The organism is Colwellia asteriadis, from assembly GCF_039523295.1.
GTDB lineage: Bacteria > Pseudomonadota > Gammaproteobacteria > Enterobacterales > Alteromonadaceae > Colwellia > Colwellia asteriadis.
Genome location: NZ_BAAAFA010000006.1, coordinates 183738 through 208840 on the forward strand (window position 1 = coordinate 183738; position 25103 = coordinate 208840).

The 25103-nt window shown below is 40.3% G+C and carries 17 protein-coding genes; 7 read left to right on the top strand and 10 right to left on the bottom strand.

Annotation, left to right across the window (positions count from 1 at the left end; genetic code table 11):
- The first annotated feature begins 9 nt into the window (after positions 1 to 9).
- From ABD005_RS10225 to ABD005_RS10240, 4 genes are all read left to right on the top strand, one after another.
- Positions 10 to 399 carry a RidA family protein gene (locus ABD005_RS10225; RefSeq protein ID WP_215981265.1) on the top strand — a complete coding sequence of 130 codons (390 nt, stop codon included), beginning with the start codon at positions 10 to 12 and terminating at the stop codon, positions 397 to 399.
- Between the two features lie 202 nt (positions 400 to 601).
- The gene (gene trmH / locus ABD005_RS10230) at positions 602 to 1309 is read left to right on the top strand and encodes a tRNA (guanosine(18)-2'-O)-methyltransferase TrmH (protein WP_343817327.1); all 708 of its coding nucleotides are present in this window, start codon (positions 602 to 604) and stop codon (positions 1307 to 1309) included.
- A 32-nt stretch (positions 1310 to 1341) separates the two neighbouring features.
- Positions 1342 to 3435 (top strand): ATP-dependent DNA helicase RecG, encoded by a 2094-nt coding sequence (recG, locus tag ABD005_RS10235; protein ID WP_215981267.1) that lies wholly within the window; start codon positions 1342 to 1344, stop codon positions 3433 to 3435.
- A gap of 41 nt (positions 3436 to 3476) precedes the next feature.
- Positions 3477 to 4424, top strand: a complete 948-nt coding sequence (locus ABD005_RS10240; RefSeq protein ID WP_343817328.1) for a substrate-binding periplasmic protein — start codon at positions 3477 to 3479, stop codon at positions 4422 to 4424.
- A gap of 28 nt (positions 4425 to 4452) precedes the next feature.
- On the opposite strand, the gene polA is transcribed toward ABD005_RS10240, so the two are convergent.
- The 6 genes from polA to ABD005_RS10270 all read right to left on the bottom strand — a co-directional run bounded on the left by polA (position 4453) and on the right by ABD005_RS10270 (position 14984).
- Complete coding sequence (gene polA, locus ABD005_RS10245; protein ID WP_343817329.1) at positions 4453 to 7257, bottom strand: DNA polymerase I; 2805 nt, start codon at positions 7255 to 7257, stop codon at positions 4453 to 4455.
- Between the two features lie 616 nt (positions 7258 to 7873).
- Entirely contained in the window at positions 7874 to 11074 is a 3201-nt protein-coding gene (locus tag ABD005_RS10250; protein ID WP_343817330.1) for an efflux RND transporter permease subunit, read from the bottom strand.
- 19 nt (positions 11075 to 11093) lie between these two features.
- Positions 11094 to 12410 (bottom strand): efflux RND transporter periplasmic adaptor subunit, encoded by a 1317-nt coding sequence (locus ABD005_RS10255; RefSeq protein ID WP_343817331.1) that lies wholly within the window; start codon positions 12408 to 12410, stop codon positions 11094 to 11096.
- A 59-nt stretch (positions 12411 to 12469) separates the two neighbouring features.
- Entirely contained in the window at positions 12470 to 12856 is a 387-nt protein-coding gene (locus ABD005_RS10260; RefSeq protein ID WP_343817332.1) for a hypothetical protein, read from the bottom strand.
- A 125-nt stretch (positions 12857 to 12981) separates the two neighbouring features.
- The gene (fghA, locus tag ABD005_RS10265) at positions 12982 to 13839 is read right to left on the bottom strand and encodes an S-formylglutathione hydrolase (protein WP_343817333.1); all 858 of its coding nucleotides are present in this window, start codon (positions 13837 to 13839) and stop codon (positions 12982 to 12984) included.
- Between the two features lie 14 nt (positions 13840 to 13853).
- Complete coding sequence (locus ABD005_RS10270; RefSeq protein ID WP_252739005.1) at positions 13854 to 14984, bottom strand: S-(hydroxymethyl)glutathione dehydrogenase/class III alcohol dehydrogenase; 1131 nt, start codon at positions 14982 to 14984, stop codon at positions 13854 to 13856.
- 207 nt (positions 14985 to 15191) lie between these two features.
- On the opposite strand from ABD005_RS10270, the gene ABD005_RS10275 reads away from it, so the two are divergent.
- Positions 15192 to 16058 (top strand): LysR family transcriptional regulator, encoded by an 867-nt coding sequence (locus ABD005_RS10275; RefSeq protein WP_343817334.1) that lies wholly within the window; start codon positions 15192 to 15194, stop codon positions 16056 to 16058.
- Between the two features lie 112 nt (positions 16059 to 16170).
- Here the strand turns inward: ABD005_RS10275 and gorA are convergent, their stop codons facing one another.
- Positions 16171 to 17550, bottom strand: coding sequence for a glutathione-disulfide reductase (gene gorA, locus ABD005_RS10280; RefSeq protein ID WP_215981274.1), 1380 nt, complete (start codon positions 17548 to 17550; stop codon positions 16171 to 16173).
- Positions 17551 to 17761: 211 nt separating this feature from the next.
- Here gorA and prlC point away from each other — a divergent pair, with 211 nt between their 5' ends.
- Positions 17762 to 19825, top strand: a complete 2064-nt coding sequence (gene prlC / locus ABD005_RS10285; RefSeq protein WP_343817335.1) for an oligopeptidase A — start codon at positions 17762 to 17764, stop codon at positions 19823 to 19825.
- A gap of 128 nt (positions 19826 to 19953) precedes the next feature.
- The gene (locus tag ABD005_RS10290) at positions 19954 to 20685 is read left to right on the top strand and encodes a DNA-3-methyladenine glycosylase I (RefSeq protein ID WP_343817336.1); all 732 of its coding nucleotides are present in this window, start codon (positions 19954 to 19956) and stop codon (positions 20683 to 20685) included.
- A 31-nt stretch (positions 20686 to 20716) separates the two neighbouring features.
- Here the strand turns inward: ABD005_RS10290 and ABD005_RS10295 are convergent, their stop codons facing one another.
- Genes ABD005_RS10295 through ABD005_RS10305 form a run of 3 tightly spaced genes read right to left on the bottom strand, consistent with a single transcriptional unit; the run spans position 20717 to position 25097 of the window.
- Positions 20717 to 23227 (bottom strand): hypothetical protein, encoded by a 2511-nt coding sequence (locus ABD005_RS10295; protein WP_343817337.1) that lies wholly within the window; start codon positions 23225 to 23227, stop codon positions 20717 to 20719.
- A gap of 52 nt (positions 23228 to 23279) precedes the next feature.
- Positions 23280 to 23666 (bottom strand): diacylglycerol kinase, encoded by a 387-nt coding sequence (locus ABD005_RS10300; RefSeq protein WP_343817338.1) that lies wholly within the window; start codon positions 23664 to 23666, stop codon positions 23280 to 23282.
- A 6-nt stretch (positions 23667 to 23672) separates the two neighbouring features.
- Complete coding sequence (locus tag ABD005_RS10305; protein WP_343817339.1) at positions 23673 to 25097, bottom strand: mannose-1-phosphate guanylyltransferase/mannose-6-phosphate isomerase; 1425 nt, start codon at positions 25095 to 25097, stop codon at positions 23673 to 23675.
- Positions 25098 to 25103: the final 6 nt, after the last annotated feature.

Genomic DNA, 25103 nt, shown 5'->3' on the forward strand with positions numbered 1-25103 from the left:
GGAAGAAGTATGAAAAGCATTATTAATACCGAGCAAGCTCCAAGCGCAATTGGTACATACAGCCAAGCTGTAAAAGTAGGCAACACTGTGTATTTATCAGGTCAAATCCCATTGATTCCTGAAACAATGGAAGTGATTGAAGGCGGCTTTAGTGAGCAGGCTGAACAAGTATTTAAAAACTTAGTCGCAGTATGTGAAGCGGCAGGTGGCAGCATTAACGATATGGTTAAAGTGAACATTTTCATGACCGATTTAGATAACTTTGCCACAGTTAATGAAATAATGAGTCGTTATTTCAAAAAGCCTTATCCAGCAAGAGCGGCAATTCAGGTATCTAAATTACCTAAAGCCGTAGATATTGAAATTGACGGTATTATGGAACTGCCTAGCGTTAACTAAAAATAGACTTCATTAATACTATTTAAGCTGCATTATCTACGCTGTGAGTTCAAGTCACTTATCGACATAAACTCCATGAACTTACAGCTTGAAAGCTTTGCTTAAATAGCATTTATATTGCCTATTGGGCTCGCTCAGACGAAGTATAAGTAGCTCATAAAGATTTTATATTAGATCATATTATTTAAAAGAATAAACCAACATGACTCCAGAAAGATTAGCACGCATAAATACCATGTTAGACAAGCGCCAACCAGATTTAACAGTCTGCATGGAAGGTCTTCATAAATCTCATAACTTAGCCGCGGTTGTACGTACTTGTGATGCCATTGGTATTAGCGATGTTCATGCAGTATGGAAAAGTGAAGAAGCTGAGGTGCGTGGTGGTAGTGCGGCCGGTAGTCAAAACTGGATTGACGTTCATAATTACCATAAAACAGCGGATGCCATTGCCGCGTTAAAAGCCCAAGGCATGCAAGTATTAGTAACTAACTTGTCAGATACTGCGGTTAATTTCACCGAAATTGATTATACCAAGCCAACAGCGATTATTTTAGGGCAAGAGAAATTTGGTACCTCAAAAGAAGCACTAGAATTAGCAGACCAAGACATTGTTATTCCTATGGTTGGCATGGTGCAATCGTTAAACGTATCGGTGGCTTGTTCGGTAGTTTTATACGAAGCACAGCGCCAACGTGTTGCTGCGGGCATGTATGATCAACCACGATTAAGTAATGAGCGCCGTCAACGCATTTTATTTGAAGGTGGGCACCCTATCTTTGCCGAGGCTTGTCAACGTAAAGGCTTACCTTACCCTGTTATTGACGAACAAGGTCAAATTGTTGCTGATGATGACTGGTGGCAAAAAATGCAAATGAACAAAAGTGCCTGGCAACATCTCGACGATTAAGCCTATCTAATCAACATTAGGAATGTAACGCCATGGCAATGGAGGCACTAAGTAAACTCTCACAAGTCCCCCTTTCAACATTAAAAGGTGTCGGACCTAGCTTAGCGACTAAACTAGAAAAGATTGGCTTACTTAGCGTACAAGATTTACTGTTCCATTTGCCATTGCGTTATGAAGATAAAACCCGAGTTACCACAATACGTGATTTAATCCCTGGGGTTTCCACCAATATTATTGGTGAAATCACCGGCAACCAAATTACGCAAGGTAAGCGTCGTATGCTGGTGGTTACCTTGCATGACGGCACTGGTAGTATTCAACTCAATTTTTTTAGTTTTTCTGCCAGTCAAAAAAACAGCTTAGCGATTGGTCGTACTATTCGCTGTTACGGTGAAATTAAGCGCGGTCCACGTGGCTTTCAAATTGTTCACCCAGAATACAAATCTCTTGATGATGACCGTGAATTAACCCCTGTTGAAGAAACGCTAACGCCTGTTTACCCCAGTACCGATGGGTTAAGACAACACTCCCTAAGAGCATTAACCGAACAGGCACTTATTCGCTTACAGCGCGGCAGCGTAGAAGAGTTACTACCGCCGAGTTTATTTTCAGAGCAATATAGCCTCAGCCAAGCCTTAGCGATTATTCACCGTCCGCCGCCAGATGTTTCAGTAGAGCAATTAGAATTAGGTAAGCACCCTGCGCAACTACGCTTAATTAAAGAAGAGTTACTCGCTCACAACTTGAGTATGCAAAAACTAAGACAAAGCAGTGATATTCATGATTCACTCGCATTGCATGGTAGTGAACAAACTAAACAAGCCTTTCTTGATTCTTTGCCTTTTGCACCAACTAACGCACAAGCACGCGTAGTTGACGAAATAAAAACCGACCTTGCTAAACATCACCCAATGATGCGTTTAGTGCAAGGTGATGTTGGCTCAGGTAAAACTTTAGTGGCAGCATTAGCCTCGTTAACCGCGATTAGCGAAGGTTATCAGGTCGCGCTGATGGCACCTACCGAAATACTAGCCGAGCAACATGCAATAAACTTTGCTAAGTGGTTCGAGCCGCTTAATATTTCAGTAGGCTGGCTTGCAGGTAAAACCAAAGCAAAAGCACGACGATTAGCGTTAGAGCATATTGCCAATGGTGATATGCAAATGGTGATAGGTACACACGCTTTATTTCAGGCTGATGTTATCTTCAAAAACTTAGTGCTGATTATTATTGATGAACAACATAAGTTTGGCGTACATCAACGATTATCACTACGTGAAAAAGGTGTCTTCGATAATAAATATCCGCACCAACTGATTATGACAGCGACTCCTATTCCACGCACCTTGGCGATGACCGCTTATGCCGATCTTGATACCTCAGTAATTGATGAATTACCACCGGGGCGCACCCCTATTAATACCATAGCCCTGCCTGACTCACGCCGTGATGATGTGATTGAGCGTATTAGACAAGGTTGTATTAATGACAATCGCCAAGCTTATTGGGTTTGTACCTTAATTGAAGAGTCCGAAGTTTTACAATGCCAAGCTGCTGAAGATACTGCGCTTTATTTAAAAGAACAGCTTCCTGAGTTAACCATAGGCTTAGTGCACGGGCGAATGAAAGCAATTGAAAAACAAGAAATAATGGACGGTTTTAAAGCCGGCTCTATTGATTTACTGATTGCCACTACCGTAATAGAAGTGGGCGTTGATGTACCTAACTCTAGCTTAATGGTAATAGAAAACCCAGAGCGCTTAGGTTTAGCACAACTGCATCAACTACGCGGTCGTGTTGGTCGAGGCTCAGTCGCATCACATTGTGTGCTAATGTACAAAGCACCATTGTCAAAAACCGCGACTAAACGATTAGCAGTATTACGTGAGAGTAATGATGGCTTTGTCATTGCAGAAAAAGATTTGGAAATACGCGGACCTGGTGAGTTATTAGGCACACGTCAAACGGGCTTAGCCGAGTTAAAAATTGCCGACCTAGTACGCGATGGCTACTTAATTAGTGAAATTCAACAAAAAGCTTACTTAATATCACGCCAACACTCTGAATATATGCAACCATTAATTCAACGTTGGTTAGGTAATAAAGAACAGTATTCTAATGCTTAATTAAAAACAATGATAATGTTGGTATTACCTAAGGAAAGTGAATGTCAGTACAAATATTATTAAAAACCTTGTTGTTTATATCACTGTTAATACTAACTAGCCTCTCGGCGATAGCAAAATCAATTGATAACACACTCACTATTGAGTACACCTTAGCGGGTAAAGCCACCATTATTATTGGTGAAAAAACAAAACAGGGTTATCGCTTTAATAAAAGCTCTACTAAAGTGGTTCATTTAGCAACCACTAGCTGGCCTCCTTATATTAGCGAAGGTAATTGCAATAAAGGTTGGGTGTTTAAGCTTGCAGCCGCACTGCTAGTTAGCAAAGGTTATCAAGTTAATATTAACTTTTACCCGTGGGCACGCTCAAAAATGCTTGCCGAACAAGGGCTGGTCGATATTGTATTTCCTCAATATGATAATAGAAAAACAAATAACGCTGAGACTGTTACTACAAACAATCCACTTGTTTTAAGTGACCCCTTTCCTGGCGGAACCCTCTCGCTAATCACTCATAAAGATAGTGCCGCTTTAAAGGCTGATGATTTAACCATTTTATATAATAAAGTGGTTGGGGTCGTTAGAGGCAATAACTACACTGTAGAAATAAATAATATGGTCAATACACATATTTTTTCGGTCGTGGAAGCGGTCGATGAGCTACAGCTGGTTAGGATGATGGTAGCAAAGCGTGTTGATTTTATTTTAGGTGATCGGAAAGTGTTTAATCATAGCGTCACTATTAGCAAACTTTCTGATACGGAAAAGCGCGACTTGCTACAACAGTTAAAATTGTTGGAGCCTAGTTTAGCTGAACATCCGTTGTTTTTTGCGTTAAGTACCAAAAGGCCACATTGGCAATCATTACAAACAGATCTTAATGATGCGTTACAACGCTTTAAAGTCTCAGGAGAAACTCAGCGCTTTATCGACAAAAACGCTACATTTCGCTGCTACCAACCTGAAATAGAGTACACTCCTCTATAGTGGTAAGTAGCAGCGAAATATTTAGCCGTTAGTGCGCTTCATCCCAGTTGTCTCCAATGCCATATTCGGCAATAAGAGGCACACTCAGTTCAACGGCATTATTCATTAACGCTACGAGCTTTTGTGTCGTTTCTTCAACGATATCTTGATGAATTTCAAAAATTAATTCATCGTGTACCTGCATAGTCATTTTCACTCGGTCATCATTTTGCTCAAGTAGCCACTGATCAACCGCTAACATTGCCTTTTTGATAATATCGGCTGCCGTACCTTGCATTGGCGCATTAATCGCAGCACGCTCTGCAGCTTTTTTACGCATACCATTTTTAGCATTAATATCAGGTAAATACAGACGACGACCAAAAATAGTTTCAACATAGCCTTGCTCTGTTGCTTGTTGACGAGTGTCTTCCATATAGGTTAATACACCAGGATAGCGCTGGAAGTACTTGTCTTGGTACTCTTGAGCTTGCTGACGGCCAATATTAAGCTGTTTAGCTAAACCAAAGGCCGACATACCATAAATTAAACCAAAGTTAATTGCTTTAGCACTACGGCGTTGATCTGTGGTTACTTCATCAAGCTCAACCGCAAAAATCTCAGCCGCGGTTGCTTTATGAATATCTTTACCTTCGCTAAACGCAGTCACTAAACCTTTATCGTTAGATAAGTGCGCCATAATGCGCAATTCTATTTGCGAGTAATCTATAGCGACAATTTTATGATCTTTGGGGGCAATAAATGCTTGGCGAATTTTACGACCTTGCTCACTACGAATTGGAATATTTTGCAGGTTCGGCTCAGTAGAAGATAAACGACCCGTTGCCGTTACCGCTTGATGGTATGATGTATGTAAACGCCCTGTTTTCGGGCTTACCATTAGCGGGAGCTTATCAGTATAGGTAGACTTTAATTTACTTAAGCCTCGGTTTTCTAATATGACTTTCGGTAATGGGTAATCGAGCGCTAATTCTTGTAACACTTCTTCTGCCGTAGAAGGTGCGCCTTTTGGTGTCTTTTTGATGACCGGAATTTTTAATTCTTCAAACAATATTTGTTGAAGTTGCTTAGGTGAGCCTAAATTGAAGCTCTTACCTGCTAAGTTATGCGCTTCAATTTCAAGCTCATCTAAACGCTGACCTAAACTATGGCTTTGTTGGTCTAAAACATCACTATCAATTAATACGCCGCCTTGCTCCATACGGGCTAATACCGGCAGTAATGGCATTTCTATGTCGTTAAATACACTTAATGGCTTTTCTGATTGCGCTAAGGCAGGGAAAATGGCTTGGTGTAAACGTAGTGTAATGTCGGCATCTTCAGCGGCATAATGACCCGCTTTTTCAATATCTATTTGGTTAAAAGTTAATTGCTTAGCGCCTTTACCGGCAATATCTTCAAAGTGTACTGTGCTATAACCTAAATATTTAAGCGCTAGCGCATCCATATTATGGCGTGTAGCAACGCTATTATAACAGTACGACTCAATCATAGTATCAAACGCAATACCTTTAACTTCAATGTTGTACTGACTAAGTACGTTGGCATCGTACTTTAAGTTTTGGCCGATTTTTTTAATCTCAGTGCTTTCAAGTAACGGCTTCAACTGGGCTAACACCCAATCTCGGTCTAACTGCTCGGGAGCATCAGCATAATCATGCATTAACGGTACGTAAGCGGCTTTTCCGGCTTCAATCGCAAACGATAAACCTACCAATTCAGCTTTCATATAATCAACGCTGGTGGTTTCGGTATCAAACGCAAAGGCGATACTGCTATTAAGTTTATCTAACCACTGCTCAAAAAGCGCTTGGTCTAAAATGATATCGTATTGGCTCTCACCGACCTCAGCAGCAATAACTTCAACTTCACTTGCGCTGTTTTTTGGCGCGGCGGCTTTTACAACCTCGGTATTGTTAGCGCTAGTTTTACCTTTAGTGAGATCGGCTAATAACCTTTTTAGTTCGAATTTTTGATATAGCGCAGTTAATGCTTCAACATCGGGTTCGCTAGCGGCTAATTGCTCTGCGCTTTGTTCAAGCTCAACATCACACTTAATGGTTGCTAATTGATAAGATAACGGTAATTGCTCAAGTGCTTCACGTAAGTTTTCACCAATTTTACCTTTCACTTTATCAGCATTAGCTATAACACCTTCCAGTGTACCGTGCTCTGCTAGCCATTTAACCGCCGTTTTAGGACCACATTTCACCACACCTGGAATATTATCAACTTTGTCGCCCATCAAGGCTAAGTAATCAATGATTTGATCTGGGCGTACTCCAAACTTTTCACTAACGCCTGCCACGTCCATTTCAACATTGGTCATGGTATTTATTAAACGCACATGCGGCGTAACCAACTGCGCCATATCTTTATCGCCCGTTGAAATAACGGTTTCCATACCTTGCTCATCAGCCTGTTTAGCTAAGGTACCAATAACATCATCAGCCTCAACATCGGGGATCACTAATAACGGTAAGCCCATCGCAGTAATGATCTCATGTAATGGTGCAATTTGGCTACGAAGCTCGTCAGGCATCGGCGGACGATTAGCTTTATATTCTGGATACATATCATTGCGAAAAGTTTTACCTTTTGCGTCAAAAATAACAATGATATTACCGTTAGGGTAATCTTTTTTTAAGCTACCTAGCATGTTCAATACGCCAGTAATTGCCCCTGTCGGTTGACCATCTGCGGTTGATAGTGCTTGTAAATAAGGTACGTGATAAGCACGGAATAAATACGACGATCCATCCACTAAAATTAAAGGGCTTTTTGTACTTTCAATCGTGTTATTTTCAGAAGTTGAACTTTGAGAAGTTGTCATAAGATGTAGGCAAATAACTATAATAAACTAGGATAACGCTAAGCATGCCACAAAGCGCCTGCAGGCTCCACTATACAAAAAAACTTTATAGGATCTTCTTGTGGATAACCTTGTGAATAGGCACAAAAAATCGTCAAAGCAAGTGAGGATCTTACTTTGATCTTATTAGATCTATTTTATTGAATTCATTGAAAAAAGCGAAAAAGATAGGCTTTAAAATACACAATGTTATTATTTTTATCATTTGTGGATAAATTATTTATCGCTGTCAATTTACCTTGTGCAAAAAACAAACAAGATTATTTGATGACGTAAGAGATTATCAGAATTGGGCTTAATTACCAGCGGATTATTAAACTTTTTTTACAGAAAAAAGTGAGCTTAAAATAACAAAATAATCTAAGTCATTATTGGTGGGTGTTAGCTGGCAGCATGCTCGAAAATATAAATTTAAAGAATCCTTATTTAATTTTGGAGCCATAAAAAATTCATACGAAAAAGATAAAATAATAACAACAATGCGGTGATTTATTAAGGTAGATAAATCACCGCTGTTGTTACCGCCGAATTCATGTACTAATGTTCAGTAATTGGTAAACCGCCATTAGAGCGCTACTTAACCTTTATTGCCTTGGCGCCACAAAGCAATACAAGACGTTGAAAACATGCGATATAACACAGGTAAAATAAATAAGGTCAATAAGGTTGCACTGGCTAAGCCACCAACAATAACCGTCGCTAACGGTTTTTGAATTTCAGCCCCGACACCTGTCGACATTAACATAGGTAACAAGCCTAATAATGAGGTAAATGCGGTCATTAGAACGGGGCGTAATCTCGCAATTGCGCCTGAGAAAATAGCTTGCTGAAGATCAGCATCGGCTAATTTTTTCAACTCACTTTTTATTTGCAAATTAATACTTTCAACCATCACCACACCGTTTAGTACGGCGACACCAAATAAGGTAATAAAGCCCACCGAGCTAGGTACTGATAAATATTGACCACTAAAATACAACGCGGCAATACCGCCAATAACCGCTAGCGGCACATTCACCAAAATTAACAACGCCTGCCCAATAGAGTTAAAAGCAAAATAAAGCAGTAAGGCAATTAAGGCTAATGATAATGGCACCACTAATAATAGTTTTTTCTGAGCGCGTTGTTGCGATTCAAATTGACCGCCAATTTGAATGCCGTAGCCACTAGGCAAGTCAACTTGCTCGGCAATAGCGGCATTAATATCAGCCACAACACTGCCCATATCTCGCCCCTGAACATTCGCTTGAATAACCACACGCCTTTGCACATCATCACGACGCACTTGTGGTGGGCCTGACTCAATAGCAATATCGGCAATATCGGCTAAACGTAACCAAGCGCCATCAGGAGATAACAACCGCAACTCACCAATAGCAGCTATATCTTGTCGGTATTGTTTAGCTAAACGTGCATAAATATCGTAACGCTCATTACCATTAATAATTTGTCCTGCTGCACTGCCACCTAAGCCGTCTTGCACGACATTCATAACATCGCTAACCGACATACCATAACGAGAAAGTTGTCGTCGTTTTGGCTTAATCACTAATTGTGCTTCACCTGCAATTTGTTCCATCGCAACATCTTTTGCGCCCGCAATGGTTTGAATTACTTTGGTTATTTCCTCACCTTTACTCGCTAATATGGCTAAATCGGCACCAAATAATTTAACCGCTAATTGCGCTTTAACGCCTGATAATAACTCATCTACCCGCGTAGCTATTGGTTGCGAGAAGTTAAACAATAGTCCTGGAAATTGCTCTAGCTCTTCAGCCATCAGTTGTTGTAATTCAATACGACTTGAGGCTCGCTGCCATTGAGCTATCGGTTTTAACCCTAAATAGACTTCAATATTATTAACTGGCTCGGGATCGCCGCCAATTTCAGGGCGACCGACACGACTTAAGGCATAGTCAACTTCAGTAAAGCCCAAGAGTATTTTTTCAATTTTAGGTGCAATACTCAACGCTGTTTCTAAACTGGCGGAAGGCGCTAAAGTTACCCGTAAATTAATGGTACCTTCTTCTAATTCAGGAACAAATTCAGTACCAATAAATGGTACTAAAGCTAACGCGCTGCACATTAAAACAAATGCACTAGCCATTAAGGTTTTACGCCAGTGAAATGCTTTGAGTAAACAGTGACGATAACCGCGCTCTAGCAAAGCAACCATCGGGTTAGTTTTTATTGAAACACCACGGCTAAATAAAATACTGGCAAGCGCAGGCACAATGACGGTGGCAACAAATAGTGCAGCAATCATAGCTAACATAATGCTTATCGCCATTGGTTGAAATAGCTTAGCCTCAACACCTTCAAAACTAAACAGTGGCATAAAAACGACAAGAATAATCACAGTAGCGAAGACGATAGGTTTAACCACAGCACAAGCGGCTTGGTTAATAGTGCTTTGTATTTGCTGCGCTGACAGTTTATTTTGCTCTTTGTTATTAGCTTGCAATAATGATTGCTGCACTGATAACTGCTTCACAATGCTTTCTACCATTACTACAGCGCCATCAACTAACATCCCAATAGCAACAGCTAAACCGCCTAACGACATTAAGTTAGCTGAAATACCTAGCCATGCCATTACCATTAGCGCTAAACCAATAGCAATAGGAATAGAAATAAGCACTAAAAAGGTTGCTGATAAATTCATTAAAAACAGCGCTAAAATAACAATGATCAAACCAAAGGCAAGTACTAACGCATCAACAACGGTATTAACAGCTTGCTCAATTAAGTCAGCCTGATCATAAAGCACTTCAAAACGCACGCCTAGTGGCAGCGCCTTATTGATCATTTCTGCGCGCGCATTAATACCGTCAATGGTTAATTTGGTATTCGCTCCCATACGCTTTAAAACAATGCCGGTAACCACCTCACCTTTCGAGTTAATATTGCCTTGTTCATCGCGGGTTGACATAGTTACCGCACCTTGACGAATTTCACTGCCTAAAGAGACGGTCGCTACATCACCAATGGTAACCACAACACCGTTAACCGTTTTAAGTGGAGTTTGAGCGATTTGCGCTAAAGTGTCCTCTCCCGCAGTAAGCCAACCCATGCCCCGAATAACTAACTGTTCGTCACCGCGATTTAAATACCAACCACCCGCATTTTGATTATTTTGCTCAATGGCCGCCATAACTTGCTGCTGGGTGACTTGATAAGCCAATAATAAACTTGGATTAATATTAACCTGATATTGCTTGACCTCACCGCCAAATGATAAGACTTCGGTAACGCCATCAATAGGCATCAACATTAACTTTACTAACCAGTCATTAAGGCTACGTAACGCCATCAAATCTAGATCTGATGATTCATCACTGGTAAGTAGGTACTGATAAACCTGACCCAAACCTGATGTATTGGGACCAATTTCTGGTGCGCCAACGCCTTGTGGAATCAACTCTTTGGCTGCCAATAAACGTTCAAAAACTAATTGTCGGGCAAAATAAATGTCGGTACCTTCTTTAAAAACAACCGTGATACCAGACAAGCCGGTTTTTGAAATAGACCGTACTTGTTCTACATCTGGTAATGCATACATTACCGCCTCAATTGGAAAGGTAATAAGCTGCTCAACCTCTTGAGCTGCCAGCCCTGGTGCTTCTGTATTAATGGCAACTTGCACATTAGTGACATCAGGAAATGCATCAAGATTAAGTTTAGGTAATATTAGGGTACTGCCAACAATTAACGCCAGCAATGTAATAACCACCAATAATTTATTGGCGATAGACCAATGGATTAAACGATTTAACATATTACTGCTCTCTTAAAAATTAATGGTTATGAGTATCAAAGCCACTTTTAGCGCTTTGCGAAGCGATAAAAAATGCTCCTGTCACCGCAATATTACTGTTTTCACTAACGCCATAAATTTCACGCCAGCTATACCATTGCTTATTTTCTTGAGAATACGTTCTATATAAAGCGCCTAACTCCACCTCTTGTGCGATAAAGGCAACACTTTCTTCATGTTGCTCTATTGTAGGTTGCTCAGCCTCATTGTGTTGATGCGCTACTTCACTTTGTTCATCGTGTTGTTCAGCCTCATTGTGTTGGTGTGCTACTTCACTTTGTTCATCGTGTTGCTCGGCTTCATTGTGTTGGTGTGCTACTTCACTTTGTTCATCGTGTTGCTCACTTTGTTGCACATACACCTGCCAATCACCATTAGCGCCACGTAATAGTGCCGTTTCTGGAACCACTAACACTGGCTTTGCGGTGGTTAGAGCAAAGTACACGTCGACAAAGAGTCCCGGGTGCAATTGATGATCGTCATTATTAACCTGTAAGCGAACAATACGCGTACGTGTTTTAGGGTCAATGGTATGAGACTGTTGAATAACCTCAGCTTGATAATTTACTGAGTCGTTATTACTACGAGTCAATACAACTTCAGCTTTAGTGCCTTTCGATAAAATAGCGGGGTTGTTTGCAGCTAAACGCGCTTCAATCCATAACTCACTTTCATTAGTAAGTACCATAATGCGTTCGCCAGCACTGACCCGTTGTCCTTGCTGAAAATCATCAGATAAAACCGCACCAGATCGCTCGGCTTTTAAGGTATATTCGCCTAACGCTGAGCTATGATCATTGGCAACAATATCAATGGCTCTATCGGTTAATCCATATGCTTTAAGGCGACTGTATGCGGCAATATAGTCGGTTTTTACGTTTAAAAGTTCACTCTCGCTAATAACACCGTTACCCACTTTTTTGGCGCGTTGCCAGTCCGCATAGGCAATACGATATAGCGCCTGTGCTTCTGCTACCGTTTCGCTAAATAGTGTTACTAGCGCTTGTCCTTGCTCAACGTGCTCCCCTAAAATGGCATGACGGCGCACAATAACCGACTCAACACGCGGTGAAACCACGTAGCTGGTATAACCGTTGGCTTGTATTTCCCCTGGGGCATATAAACGTTGATCCATATAACGTGATTTAATTGTCGCCACCTGAATATTGGCAAGCTGCATTTGTTTGTTGGTAAAGCTAAGCTGTTGCTCTTTTTGTGGTGTGCCAGCATAAGACTCAGATAAAAATACTGGCGATATAACAGCCACCAGCAAGCTGATAACATTGAAAAGTTTCATAATGTTCTCGTTTTAATTAATTAAAAATAAGGCGGATTTTCCGCGTAACTAATAACGAATTAAACGATAGGAGGACGTAAGCTTGGGCTCACTGGCGCTGAGGTAAAATTAATTTTTTTAGCGACAACTTGCTTATTTAGTAAACGATTAAATAACTGTAGTCCTGCTAAATCAAAATAGACTAAGTTGCTGTGGTGACAGTGATTATGATGGCAATCTGGGTGTTCAACATCACTATGATTGGTATGCTTAGCACTTTCACTCGAGACTATGTGATTGTGGGCACTATGACTTGGACTTTGCTGATTAACTTGGACTTGATTAGCTTGGGCTTGATTAGCTAGCGCAATATCTTGAAAGGTGTGCTGTTGTTCTGTGTTTTGATTGCTATTTTGATGTCCGATATTATCTGCGGCGATCGTCAAAGTCGATTGCAATGCAATCACTATAACCACCAAGTAGCAGAAAAATAATCTCACAATAAACACTACACAAAAGTCCTAATTGACCTCTACTCTAGCAAATTAATCACTAATGTGTAAGTTTATTATCACTTATTTACGAGTAATTCTTATTTAGATTCATTAAGATGCTCAAAATGAAAACGTAAATGCTCATCAATAAATGATGAGATGAAATAGTAACTATGATCGTAGCCCTCATGTATCGCAAGTGCTAGCGGATAATTGCTCGCCTTTGCCGCGGTCACTAAAGTTTCAGGCATTAACTGTTCTTGCAAAAAGTTATCAGCACCACCTTGGTCAACCTTAGCTGGTATTAACTGCGTTGCTTTGCTCATCAACTCACTTGCATCATGCTGCGGCCATGTTGATTTATCTGCGCCTAAGTATGTTGTAAATGCTTTAATACCCCACGGTGCATTAATTGGATTACAAATAGGGCTAAATGCTGAAACCGAGCAATAACGTTCAGGGTTCAACAGCGCAATAGTTAATGCCCCGTGTCCGCCCATTGAATGTCCACTAATAGCTCGCTTATTTGACACCGGAAACAGCGCCTCAATCAGCGCTGGCAATTCAGTAACCACGTAATCGTACATCTGATAATGTCGGTTCCAAGGCGCTTGTGTGGCATTCACATAAAAACCCGCACCTTGCCCTAAATCATAACCTTCATCATCAGCAACCTCACTTCCTCGCGGACTAGTATCAGGAGCAACAATAGCAATACCTAATTCAGCAGCCATACGTTGTGCCGCTGCTTTGTGCATAAAGTTTTCATCAGTACAGGTTAAGCCCGAAAGCCAATATAGTACCGGAACCTTTGCGCCACTAGAGACTTGTGGCGGTAAATAAATAGCAAAACGCATAGCACAATTGAGCGTGCTAGACTGATGGCTGTATTGCTTATGCCAGCCACCAAAGCTTTTATTCATACTGATATTTTCAATTACATGATTACTTGCCATGTTGTTAACCTTTATTATTTAGCAAAATGAATAACGCTACGAATACTCTCGCCTTTGTGCATTAAATCAAACGATTCATTAATATCTTCAAGCGGCATAGTATGAGTAATAAAATCACTTAATTTGAATTCACCTGCTAAATAACGCTCAACGTAATCTGGCAACTCAGTACGACCTTTTACACCGCCAAAAGCGGTACCACGCCATACACGACCCGTTACTAATTGAAATGGACGGGTCGATATTTCTTGCCCTGCGCCAGCAACACCAATAATTACCGACTCACCCCAACCTTTATGGCAACACTCTAACGCTGAGCGCATTAAGTTAACATTACCAACACATTCAAACGAGTAGTCAACACCGCCATCGGTTAACTCAACAATAACGTCTTGAATTGGCTTATCAAAATCTTTGGGATTAATACAATCGGTTGCACCTAATTGTTTCGCTAAATCAAACTTACTTTCATTAATATCAATGGCAATAATACGACTCGCTTTTGCCATGGTTGCACCAATAATAGCCGACAAACCAATACCACCAAGCCCAAAAACGGCTACCGTGGCACCTTCTTCAACTTTGGCGGTATTCATTACCGCGCCCATGCCGGTGGTAACACCACACCCAAGTAAGCAAACCTCTTCTAATGGCGCTGCTTTGTTAACTTTGGCTAATGAAATTTCAGGTAACACTGTATATTCAGAAAAAGTTGAACAACCCATGTAATGATAAATAGGCTGTCCGTCTTTATAAAAACGAGTAGTGCCGTCTGGCATTAAACCTTTACCTTGTGTTTCACGAATTTTTTGACATAAATTAGTTTTGCCCGATAAACAAAATTTACACTCACGACATTCAGGCGTATATAAAGGAATAACATGATCGCCTACTTGAACACTGGTAACACCCTCACCAACTTGCTCAACAATACCACCACCTTCATGACCTAAAATAGCAGGAAAAACACCTTCAGGATCTTCTCCTGATAAGGTAAAAGCATCAGTATGACAAACCCCTGAAGCAACAACTTTAACTAAGACTTCACCTTTGCGAGGTAACATAACATCGACTTCTTCAATCGATAATGGTTGCTTGGGTCCCCAAGCAATAGCGGCTTTTGATTTAATAAATTGGTCAGTCATGGTTTTTCTCTCTTTAAATGAATAGGCAAGCTGAACTAGAAATAATGAGCATAGCTCTATTTTACGTTCTCTTTTTAATTATATGTTTAGGCTTTGTATTTACAGGGGTTAACGTCAGTTAACATGTTATAGCGCTAGTCTACTATATTTATATATCTATGATAATGTACTCAATAAGTAATTCACTTTTACATATAGGTAACAATAATGCAGTGGGATGGTATCAGCGAGTTCGTTTATGTTGCTGAAAATGAGAGCTTTACACGCGCTTCAAAAAAAATGGCTATTTCTACCGCCCAAGTGAGCCGTCAGGTCAGTGCCTTAGAAAAGCGATTAAATATTAAGTTGTTTTACCGTACCACGCGCAAGGTTTCATTAACCGAAGAAGGACGGGTTTTTTATCAACACTGTCGCAGTGTACTTGACGGTCTAGACGCTGCTGAACATGCGATTACAAATTTACACTCTAAGCCTCAAGGGAAAATAAAGTTAACCGCGCCAGTTACTTACGGTGAGCAGCAAGTATTACCACTGGTTAATAACTTCATTTCACAATATAGCGATATCGAAGTTTCAGCTTATTTAAGTAACCGCAACATAGATTTAGTCGATGAAGGTTACGACTTGGCAATTCGCCTAGGTAAGCTAAGTGACTCAACCATGATGGCTAAAAAATTAGGCAAACGCACTAGCTATGTTTGTGCATCACCCCGTTACCTTGAAAAGCATGGTGTCCCTCATGCGCTATCTGAACTTAGCCAACACAGCTGTTTATTAGGCACCTTAGATTATTGGCATTTTAGCGAGTTAGAAAGAGAAAAAAGCATTCGTGTTTCGGGTCGGTTACGCTATAACAGCGGTTTTAGTTTAACCGATGCAGCGCTAAAAGGTTTAGGCATAGTACAGCTGCCCGACTACTATGTAGAACAACATATCAAAAATGGCGAACTAATTAGCTTATTAGATAGCTACCGCGCACCTGATGAAGGAATATGGGCGGTTTACCCACAAAATAGACACCTATCCCCAAAAATACGGCTACTGGTAGATTATTTAGCTGAGAAATTGCGTTGAGCTTAATCCCATAAAAAAAACACCGAATGAGTCGGTGTTTTTATCGTTGAGCTAGCCTAATAAAACTAGGCTAGCTAATAATATGCTAGCAAATTAAAGTTACTTAAAATCATTAAGTTAAAGTAACAAATTCTTCTGCAGAGGTTGGGTGAATGGCAATGGTATTGTCAAAATCTGCTTTGGTTGCGCCCATTTTCATGGCTACGGCAAAGCCTTGTAGTAGTTCATCACTACCAAAACCAATACTATGTAAACCAACCACTTTTTCTTCTTTGCCGGCGCAAATTAACTTCATGCGAGTTGGGTCGCGATAATCTTCAGTAATCGCTTGGTAAAGTGCGGTAAATTGAGAGTTATAAACCGTAATATTGTCTTGGCCGTATTCTTCAATTGCTTCTGCTTCAGTTAAACCAACGGTGCCAATAACTGGGTGACTAAATACTACTGTCGCAATACCTGAATAATCTAAATGCTCATTAGGTTTGTTGTTAAATAAACGCTCACACAAACGACGACCAGCAGCAACAGCAACAGGAGTTAATTGCGCACGTCCGGTGTTATCGCCAACAGCATAAATACCATCAACATTGGTGTTTTGAAATTTATCTGTTGGAATAAAACCACGCTCGTCTAGTTTAATACCTGTTGATTCAATATTAATGTTATCGGTTGCTGGCTCACGACCAATTGCCCACACTAAGCAGTCGACTGGTGCTAACGATGTGCCATTAGTAAAGTGCACCACTAAACGACCGTCACTGAGTTTTTCAATACGCTCTGGGGTGCTGTGAGTATGTAATGTTGGCCCGTGCTTGGCCATTTGCTCAACTAAAGTGTCGGTTAGCATATCGTCAAAGCCACGCAATGGTTTTTCTTTACGCACAATTAAGTGGGTTTCGCTGCCTAGTGCATAAAAAACACCTGCAAGCTCAACGGCAATATAGCCTGCGCCAACAACGGCAACACTTTTAGGCTGTTCGGTTAAAGCAAAAAATCCGTCTGAATTAATGCCGTATTCTGCGCCTTCAACTTCAGGAATGGCAGGTCTGCCACCTGTCGCAATAGTAATATGATCTGCGGTATATAATTGGCCATCAACTTCTACCGTATTTTTATCAACAAACTTAGCAAAGCCATTAATTACCGTGACTTTATTAGCGTCAAAACCACGCTGATATGCTGCGTGAATACGTTCAATATACGCTTCGCGATTTTCTACTAATTTTGCCCAATCAAACTTTTTAGCGTCTTGGCCGTCGTTGTTATTAAGGTAGTGACTAAAACCGTAATCGTTGGCGTATTTCAACGCATCTGATATTTGTCCGGCATACCACATCGCTTTTTTAGGTACACAACCAACATTGACACAAGTGCCGCCAATATATTTAGCTTCTATTACAGCGGCTTTTTTACCTAACTTTGCTGCGCGATTTGCTGAGGCAATGCCGCCACTACCACCGCCAATGGCAATATAATCAAAATGTTGTGTCATGGTTGTCTCTATTTTTTATAAAAAGATACTCAATATATATGCCCATTACCTCGCTATTTCAAGTAACGCATTGTAATCATCTTAAAAAGGCTAATGACCTCGAGTTCTGGTTAATGATTAAGGCGAGTTATTTAATATTGCAGACCTACCTTGAAATAGCGGCGAATAATCATTACATATAGGGTAACGATTCATTAGCCCAAGAGCCATTATGACCAATCCATTACTTATTCAAGGTGAGTTACCAGCCTTTTCACAAATTAAACCTGAACATGTAAAGCCAGCGGTTGAACAAGCTATCGCCAATTGTAAAAAAACAATCAGCGACGTATTAAATAATAACGCGCACTATACTTGGGACAATTTAGTATTACCTATTGATGAAATAGACGATGTGCTTTCTAAATTATGGTCGCCTGTTTCACATATGAATTCAGTAGTAAGCAGTGATGAGCTACGTGATGCTTATGAGTCATGTTTACCATTACTGTCTGAATATGGCACTTTTGTTGGCCAAAATCAGCAGTTATTTGAAGCGTATCAAAGTCTAAAAAACAGCGCCGAGTTTGATAAACTCGACACCGCACAACAAAAAGTTATTACCAATGCACTACGCGATTTTACCTTATCAGGCATAGCCTTAAATGATGAAGATAAAGCACGTTACGGTGAAATTGTTACTCGCCTTTCTGAGTTAAGCTCAAACTTTAGCAATAATGTATTAGACGCAACCCACGCTTTTAGCGTAACCATTAATGATGCGAGTGAATTAACAGGCTTACCTGACAGCGCACTTGCTGCAGCACAAGCATTATTTGCGAGCAAAAATGAAGATTCAAGCGAGCAGGGTTATACTTTTACCTTAGATATTCCAAGTTACTTGCCGGTAATGATGTATTGCGATAACGCGGCACTGCGTGAGCAACTTTATACTGCGTTTGTAACTCGCGCATCTGATCAAGGCCCTAACGCTGGTGAATTTGATAATAGCGCGATCATGAACGAGTTATTAACACTTCGTCATGAATTAGCTAACCTACTTGGCTTTGATAATTACGCCGAGCACTCGCTAGCCACTAAAATGGCAAACACCACTGATGAAGTAATGTCATTTTTAGAAAACCTAGCCGTTAAATCACAACATCAAGGTCAACAAGACTTTAAAGAATTAACTGACTTTGCCCAAAGCGAATTTAATGTGAGTGAATTACACGCTTGGGATTTAGCTTACTACGGCGAAAAACTTAAACAAAACCGTTATGCTATTTCAGACGAGCAATTACGCCCTTACTTTCCTAAAGACAAAGTGGTATCGGGCTTATTTGAAGTAGTACATCGTTTATTTGGTTTAACCATTACTAAGCGTGATGGCGTGGATGTTTGGCATGATGACGTGGCCTTCTACGATGTTTTTGATAATAAAAATCAACTGCGCGGTAGCTTCTATTTAGATTTATACGCGCGCGAGAAAAAACGCGGCGGTGCTTGGATGGATGACTGTGTTGGCAGAGCTAAACTCAGCAATGGTTCAATTCAATATCCAGTGGCGTACTTAACATGTAACTTCAATGGCCCTGTAGGCAATAATCCTGCGTTATTTACCCACGATGAAGTAGTTACCCTATTTCATGAATTTGGTCACGGTATTCATCACATGCTAAGCCAAGTTAATGCTAGCAGCGTTGCCGGTATTAATGGTGTACCATGGGATGCCGTTGAATTACCCAGTCAGTTTTTAGAAAACTGGTGTTGGCAAGACGAAGCGCTTGCGTTTATTTCTGGTCATTTTGAAACCGGTGAGCCATTACCGCAAGCCATGTTAGATAAAATGCTGGCAGCGAAAAACTTTCAATCGGCCATGCAAATGTTACGTCAGTTAGAGTTCAGTATTTTTGATTTTTCGATGCATGAAAACTTCAAACCCGATGCAGCTAATAACGAAAACCATATTCAACAAACTTTAGATAACGTTCGTGAAAAATATTCTGTTGTAAAACCACCAAGCTTTAATCGCTTTCAACATGGCTTTAGCCATATTTTTGGCGGCGGTTATTCTGCAGGTTATTACAGCTATAAATGGGCAGAGGTACTTTCTGCTGATGCTTTTGGCTTATTTGAAGAACAAGGCATTTTTAACCCCGAAACAGGTAAATCTTTCTTAGAAAATATTTTAGAGAAAGGCGGTTCACAAGAGCCAAGTGTGTTGTTTGAAAACTTCCGCGGTCGCGCCCCTGAAATAGAGGCATTACTACGTCACAGCGGTATTGAAGCGTAATAATCGCAATACTGTCACTCATCAAGGCACTTTTTAAAGTGCCTTGATTGTGATCTTACCCTCATTAATTTTCGTATTAGTTTGCGACTAACGACTCGACTTAATCCTTGAATTCAAGAATAAAAAACATGACTCACGAACCATTTAAAGCGCTTTACCAGCGCGCCGCTGACCGTAAGGGCGGCGAAATAGCCCTTGAAGTATTACTCGGTAAACGTATTCTAGGCAAAAAACTTCTTGATGATAACGCCGCACACGAAAGCGTAGCGCTGTTAACAGACGACAGAGTATTAGCGGCATTTACTAAGCAAATATTCAAATCAGGCTTTGTTTGGCGAGTAGTAGAAAATAAATGGCCAGACTTTGAGGAGGCCTTTTTTAATTTTAATATTGAAAAAGTGCTAATGATGCCCGAAGAAATGCTAGAGCGAAAAGCGGCTGACCCTAAAATTATTCGTAACTACAATAAAGTAAAAACCATTAAAGACAATGCACAGATGATTTTTGAGCATCAGCTAAATGGCAAAAGCTTTGCACAATTTATTGCCGATTGGCCAAGTAATGACATTATTGGTTTATGGGATTTTCTTAAAAAGAATGGCGCACGTTTAGGTGGTAACACCGGCCCATACGCCTTGCGATTGCTCGGTAAAGATACATTTATTTTAAGTAGTGATGTTGAAGCGTATTTACGTGCACAACAAATTATTGATGGTGGCTTACAAAGTAAAAAAAGCCTTAACGCAATTCAGGCTTTCTTTAATGATTTGCAACAGAAAAGTGGCTATACCTTAACGCAATTAAGCCGATTAATAGCCTTTGCAAGCGGTGATAATTATATGCAGGTGGACGCCACTTAAAAAGTTTACCTGCACTTACCTTTATTGATAATCAGTCTGAAGCACGGTTATGTTTTTGTAAGTAATAATTATACAACTGCGCTTCATATTGTCCCTGCCATTTATCCCAGCTGCCATAAGGTTTATTACCACCAATGCCGTATTGAACAAAATGAATGGCATGATCAGCATATTTAGGGTTTTCTGCATAAAGCGAATACCAGATTGCCGCATCAACAAAACTCAAACTGCTACCAGACGCTGTCGTGCTAACTTCATAATCAATCACACTGCGATAGTAACTATAATTAGCGTATAAATAATTCCACTCAACGTGATTATGGATTAAGTTTAACGTGACTTCTTGATCTGGAAACTCATTATATAAATCAATAAAAGCTTTAACTAAAAAACCTTGCTGAAACACAGCCGCTTTAGGGTTTGTCAACTTTATCGTACCAACTGAAATATTGTGCGGCGCAAGTACATATTTACTATGTATTGTACTGGTATAGTTTTTAAGAAGCTGACCTAACCTTTTATTATCAGTTACACGATAAGATGATAATGCAACACTCAAACTATGCCCTTCTGCTCTGTTACTTCTATCTGGCCAAGGGTCAAGCTCTTGTATATATGCTTGTTTAAATTCTGCCATGAATTCATACCAATCTTTTAGCCACTTATTGCCTGACATTAAATACGCTTGTTCAACATGATAAAACCAAGCATGTTGGTCATCTCTCGGTTTAGCAATACGTTGACTATCCTCTATATATGAACGGGTTAGTGTAGCAACACCGTGACCTAAAAATTTTCGCCATGTAGCACCCGCATAAGGGTTAGTGGTGGGCATAACATTCTCAAAGTCATCGTCATGGATATAACCTGAGAGCCACTGCGGTCTAATATTAATTTCAGCTTTCGCCATATTTTGCGCAAAATAGTAATCTTTGGGGTTACCTGAAATAAAAAACTTACGATTAGAGTATGGCCAACCACCAGTGCCACTGGTTGACGATTTCCGAGCTAAATCTAAACCAAAGTTATCTTGACCAAACCGATAAGCACCATGTAACTGTGAAAAATCTTTATCTGAATATTGAGGTAACCTAGCTAACTCAGTTTCTGGCTCAGTTAATGGAAAGTAACCACCTAATTCGAGCGTTACACTGGTTTTTTGATAATATGATTGCGGAATAACAGCTACTGGCGGATACTGAAAATGTAATGAAGTACGTGTGATATCTTCATCTGTTTTTTGCTCGGAGAAATCAAACAGTAACTCTTTATAAGTTTGTTTCATATCGTCCAACCAATAATAATCGCCGTTAACAAAATCATTATTCAAATATTGTTTCGACCAGGCAGGATATAACTCTACGTCCAAACTACCATCATCATTGACCTGCAAACCATTAGGAAATCGCTGCCAAAAATCTCTCATAAACACAGCAACTTTAGGGCTGCCAATATAGCCCGCCCCCTGCGAAGTAATACGCTCTCTCTCTACATTATCAGCTTTAAGCTCTGCAGTCGTTGTTGCACCAACACCATCTAACCTCAGTTGGTGACTTTTATAATAAAGTGGCGCTGAAAAAACCGTATTTAATGCCGAGTTTTGTAACTGAAAATCTGTTTTAACTAAATGGCTATTGGCGTGGATATAAAGCCTGAGCGCCCAACCATGTTTAATATCTGTCGGGCTCATATAATCGGTTTGAGAGGATATTTTAACAACAGTACGTTGTGCGCCTAACTCGTCTAATTCAATCTTAATATCCTTATGATTAAAAGACTTATCGACAATTCCCTTTTCTGTAGTAAATAACGATGTTAGTTGGCCAGCCGGCGTGGTAATAATTAGCGGATTTTTTTGTATATTAAGGGTAATTAAGCCATTAGAGATTGATATTTCTTCGTCAGTTTCTACCGTACAAACCGAGTTTTTGGCTACTGCATCCGCCTTTCCAGCATGCAAATAAAACCGCTTACTTCCAGTATCGGGCTTACCAGTAGTATACGCAGGTAAATCAATAGTGAAGTGTGCCTGAACGTGTCGTAGTGAGCGGTCTTTTGCCCACCAACGGTTTAAAACATTAAATTGTGCTGGGATTACTACCCCTTCATCATTTTTAATATGAAATTCGCCTGCATAAAAATGCTCACCAGGGGGAAGTGGAAACACCATAGAGACAGGGTAATTAACAGCTGCAACACCTGCTGATTCTTTAACAATAAAGCTCGTTAATAGCTGGTCTTTAACCGTGCTTGCTTGCGGATTATGGTAGGAATATTCTGTATCAAAGTGATTTTCCGCTAGGGTAGCTTGCGTCTCACAAACAGGCTCTTCTTCCTTCTCTTTTTCAGGCTCTTTCTCAGGCTCTTTTTCAGGTTCCTGCTCTTCACCTTGATCTGTGTCGGTAATTTTCTCTGTCGTTTTTTCTACAATAGGGCTAGGTTTAGCGCTATCACCGCCACCACACGCGCTTAACACTAATAATGCAGAAACAAGAAATACAATACTTAATGTGGTTATTATAAAGTGCTTTAGAGTAAACATAATCAACTTAAGAGCGTAAATGAATAAAATAGTACAGTGCAAAAAATACAGACTACCAAAAATAGACTCTTATTATTGTAGCTGACCAAACTAAGACAACCATAAACATAGCAATAAAAACACCTGCTGAGCCTAAGTCTTTAGCACGCCCAATTAATTCATGATGCTCTAGCGATATTCGGTCGGCTAATGCCTCTATTGCTGAATTTATTATTTCAGCAAATAATAAAAAAGCTAATGTAAAAATTAGCAATAGCCATTGCGTCAGCGTTGCCGCAACAATAAAGCTAAAAGGCAAGAGTATTACGCATAACAATAGCTCTTGTCGAAAAGCAGCCTCATGCTTAAAAGCCGCCTTAAAACCCAGGAAGGAACAATAAGTTGCTTTAACTATACGCGCTCCACCTGAGCCATTAGGCTTGTTAGTTTTCAATTGCATACTCTATTATTTGCCATCAACTCGACCGTATCGATCTTCAAAGCGCACAATATCATCTTCGCCTAAATAACTACCAGATTGCACCTCAACCATTTCTAACGGTAACTTGCCTGGGTTTTCTAAGGCATGTACAGCGCCAACCGGAATATAAGCTGATTGGTTTTCGGTTAACAGTACGGTTTTTTCATCTATGGTGACTTTCGCCGTACCTGAAACAACAATCCAATGTTCTGCTCTATGGTGATGCATTTGTACCGACAATTTAGCACCTGGCTTAACGGTAATACGTTTTACTTGGAAACGCTCGCCATTATCAACACTGTCGTATTTTCCCCAAGGTCGATACACTTCGCGATGTAATACCGCTTCAGAGCGTTGCGATTTTTTCAGTTGCTCAACAATATTTTTAACATCTTGCACTTTATCTTTATTCGCAACCAACACTGCATCTGGCGTATCAATAATCACTAAGTTATCAACGCCAACGGTGGCAATAAGCTTATTTTGACTATGGATATAGCTGTTAGTCGTTTGCTGCGCAATAACGTCGCCTTTTACAACATTTTTGTCTTCATTTTGCTGACACACTTCCCATAATGCAGAATAAGAGCCAACATCACTCCAACCTGCATCAAGAGGAATAACGACCGCATCATCGGTTTTTTCCATTACCGCGTAATCAATAGATTCGCTAGCACAGGCTAAAAAATCGGTTTTATTAGGTCTTAAAAAATCTAAATCGTGTTCAACATCAGTCATTGCTGCTTGGCATTGCGCTAGAATATCACCACGATACTTAGCTAGTTCCTCAAGGTAACGTGATGCTTTAAATAAAAACATTCCGCTATTCCATAAAAAATCACCTGACGCAAGATAACCAATAGCCGTTTCTTCATTAGGCTTTTCAACAAACTGAGCTACCTTAAAGGTATTATCTTTTTGCTGTTCGCCTTTTTTAATATAGCCGTAGCCTGTTTCAGCATGTGTCGGCACGATACCGAAAGTGACTAGTTTTCCTTGCTCTGCAGCAATGCTAGCTTGAGCAACCACCTGATGAAAAGTTTCAGTGTCTTTAATTACATGATCAGCAGCCAATACTAACAGCATTGCTTCTTTATCTTGTTTAAGTGCATTTAATGCAGCTAACGCGATAGCTGGCGCGGTATTTCGCCCCTCTGGCTCGAGCAAAATAGTACCTTGCGAAACAGACAATTGTCTTACCTGCTCTGCGACTAAAAAACGATGCTCTTCATTACAAATAAATACGGGATCACTACAATGATTAGGCAAACGCAATAAGGTATCTTGCAACATGCTAGTGTCATTAACTAACGGCAAAAATTGTTTAGGAAAAAGTGCGCGAGAAAGCGGCCAAAGACGTGTGCCGCTGCCGCCGCACATAATTGCTGGGAAAATAGTAGCAGAACTCATGTTTAT

Coding starts and splice junctions, on each gene's coding strand:
- recG (WP_215981267.1), top strand. CDS start 1,342: ATGGCAATGGAGGCACTAAGTAAACTCTCACAAGTCCCCCTTTCAACA.
- ABD005_RS10275 (WP_343817334.1), top strand. CDS start 15,192: ATGCAGTGGGATGGTATCAGCGAGTTCGTTTATGTTGCTGAAAATGAG.
- ABD005_RS10240 (WP_343817328.1), top strand. CDS start 3,477: ATGTCAGTACAAATATTATTAAAAACCTTGTTGTTTATATCACTGTTA.
- fghA (WP_343817333.1), bottom strand. CDS start 13,839: ATGGCAAGTAATCATGTAATTGAAAATATCAGTATGAATAAAAGCTTT.
- ABD005_RS10225 (WP_215981265.1), top strand. CDS start 10: ATGAAAAGCATTATTAATACCGAGCAAGCTCCAAGCGCAATTGGTACA.
- ABD005_RS10250 (WP_343817330.1), bottom strand. CDS start 11,074: ATGTTAAATCGTTTAATCCATTGGTCTATCGCCAATAAATTATTGGTG.
- polA (WP_343817329.1), bottom strand. CDS start 7,257: ATGACAACTTCTCAAAGTTCAACTTCTGAAAATAACACGATTGAAAGT.
- gorA (WP_215981274.1), bottom strand. CDS start 17,550: ATGACACAACATTTTGATTATATTGCCATTGGCGGTGGTAGTGGCGGC.
- prlC (WP_343817335.1), top strand. CDS start 17,762: ATGACCAATCCATTACTTATTCAAGGTGAGTTACCAGCCTTTTCACAA.
- ABD005_RS10270 (WP_252739005.1), bottom strand. CDS start 14,984: ATGACTGACCAATTTATTAAATCAAAAGCCGCTATTGCTTGGGGACCC.
- trmH (WP_343817327.1), top strand. CDS start 602: ATGACTCCAGAAAGATTAGCACGCATAAATACCATGTTAGACAAGCGC.
- ABD005_RS10300 (WP_343817338.1), bottom strand. CDS start 23,666: ATGCAATTGAAAACTAACAAGCCTAATGGCTCAGGTGGAGCGCGTATA.
- ABD005_RS10290 (WP_343817336.1), top strand. CDS start 19,954: ATGACTCACGAACCATTTAAAGCGCTTTACCAGCGCGCCGCTGACCGT.
- ABD005_RS10255 (WP_343817331.1), bottom strand. CDS start 12,410: ATGAAACTTTTCAATGTTATCAGCTTGCTGGTGGCTGTTATATCGCCA.
- ABD005_RS10295 (WP_343817337.1), bottom strand. CDS start 23,227: ATGTTTACTCTAAAGCACTTTATAATAACCACATTAAGTATTGTATTT.
- ABD005_RS10305 (WP_343817339.1), bottom strand. CDS start 25,097: ATGAGTTCTGCTACTATTTTCCCAGCAATTATGTGCGGCGGCAGCGGC.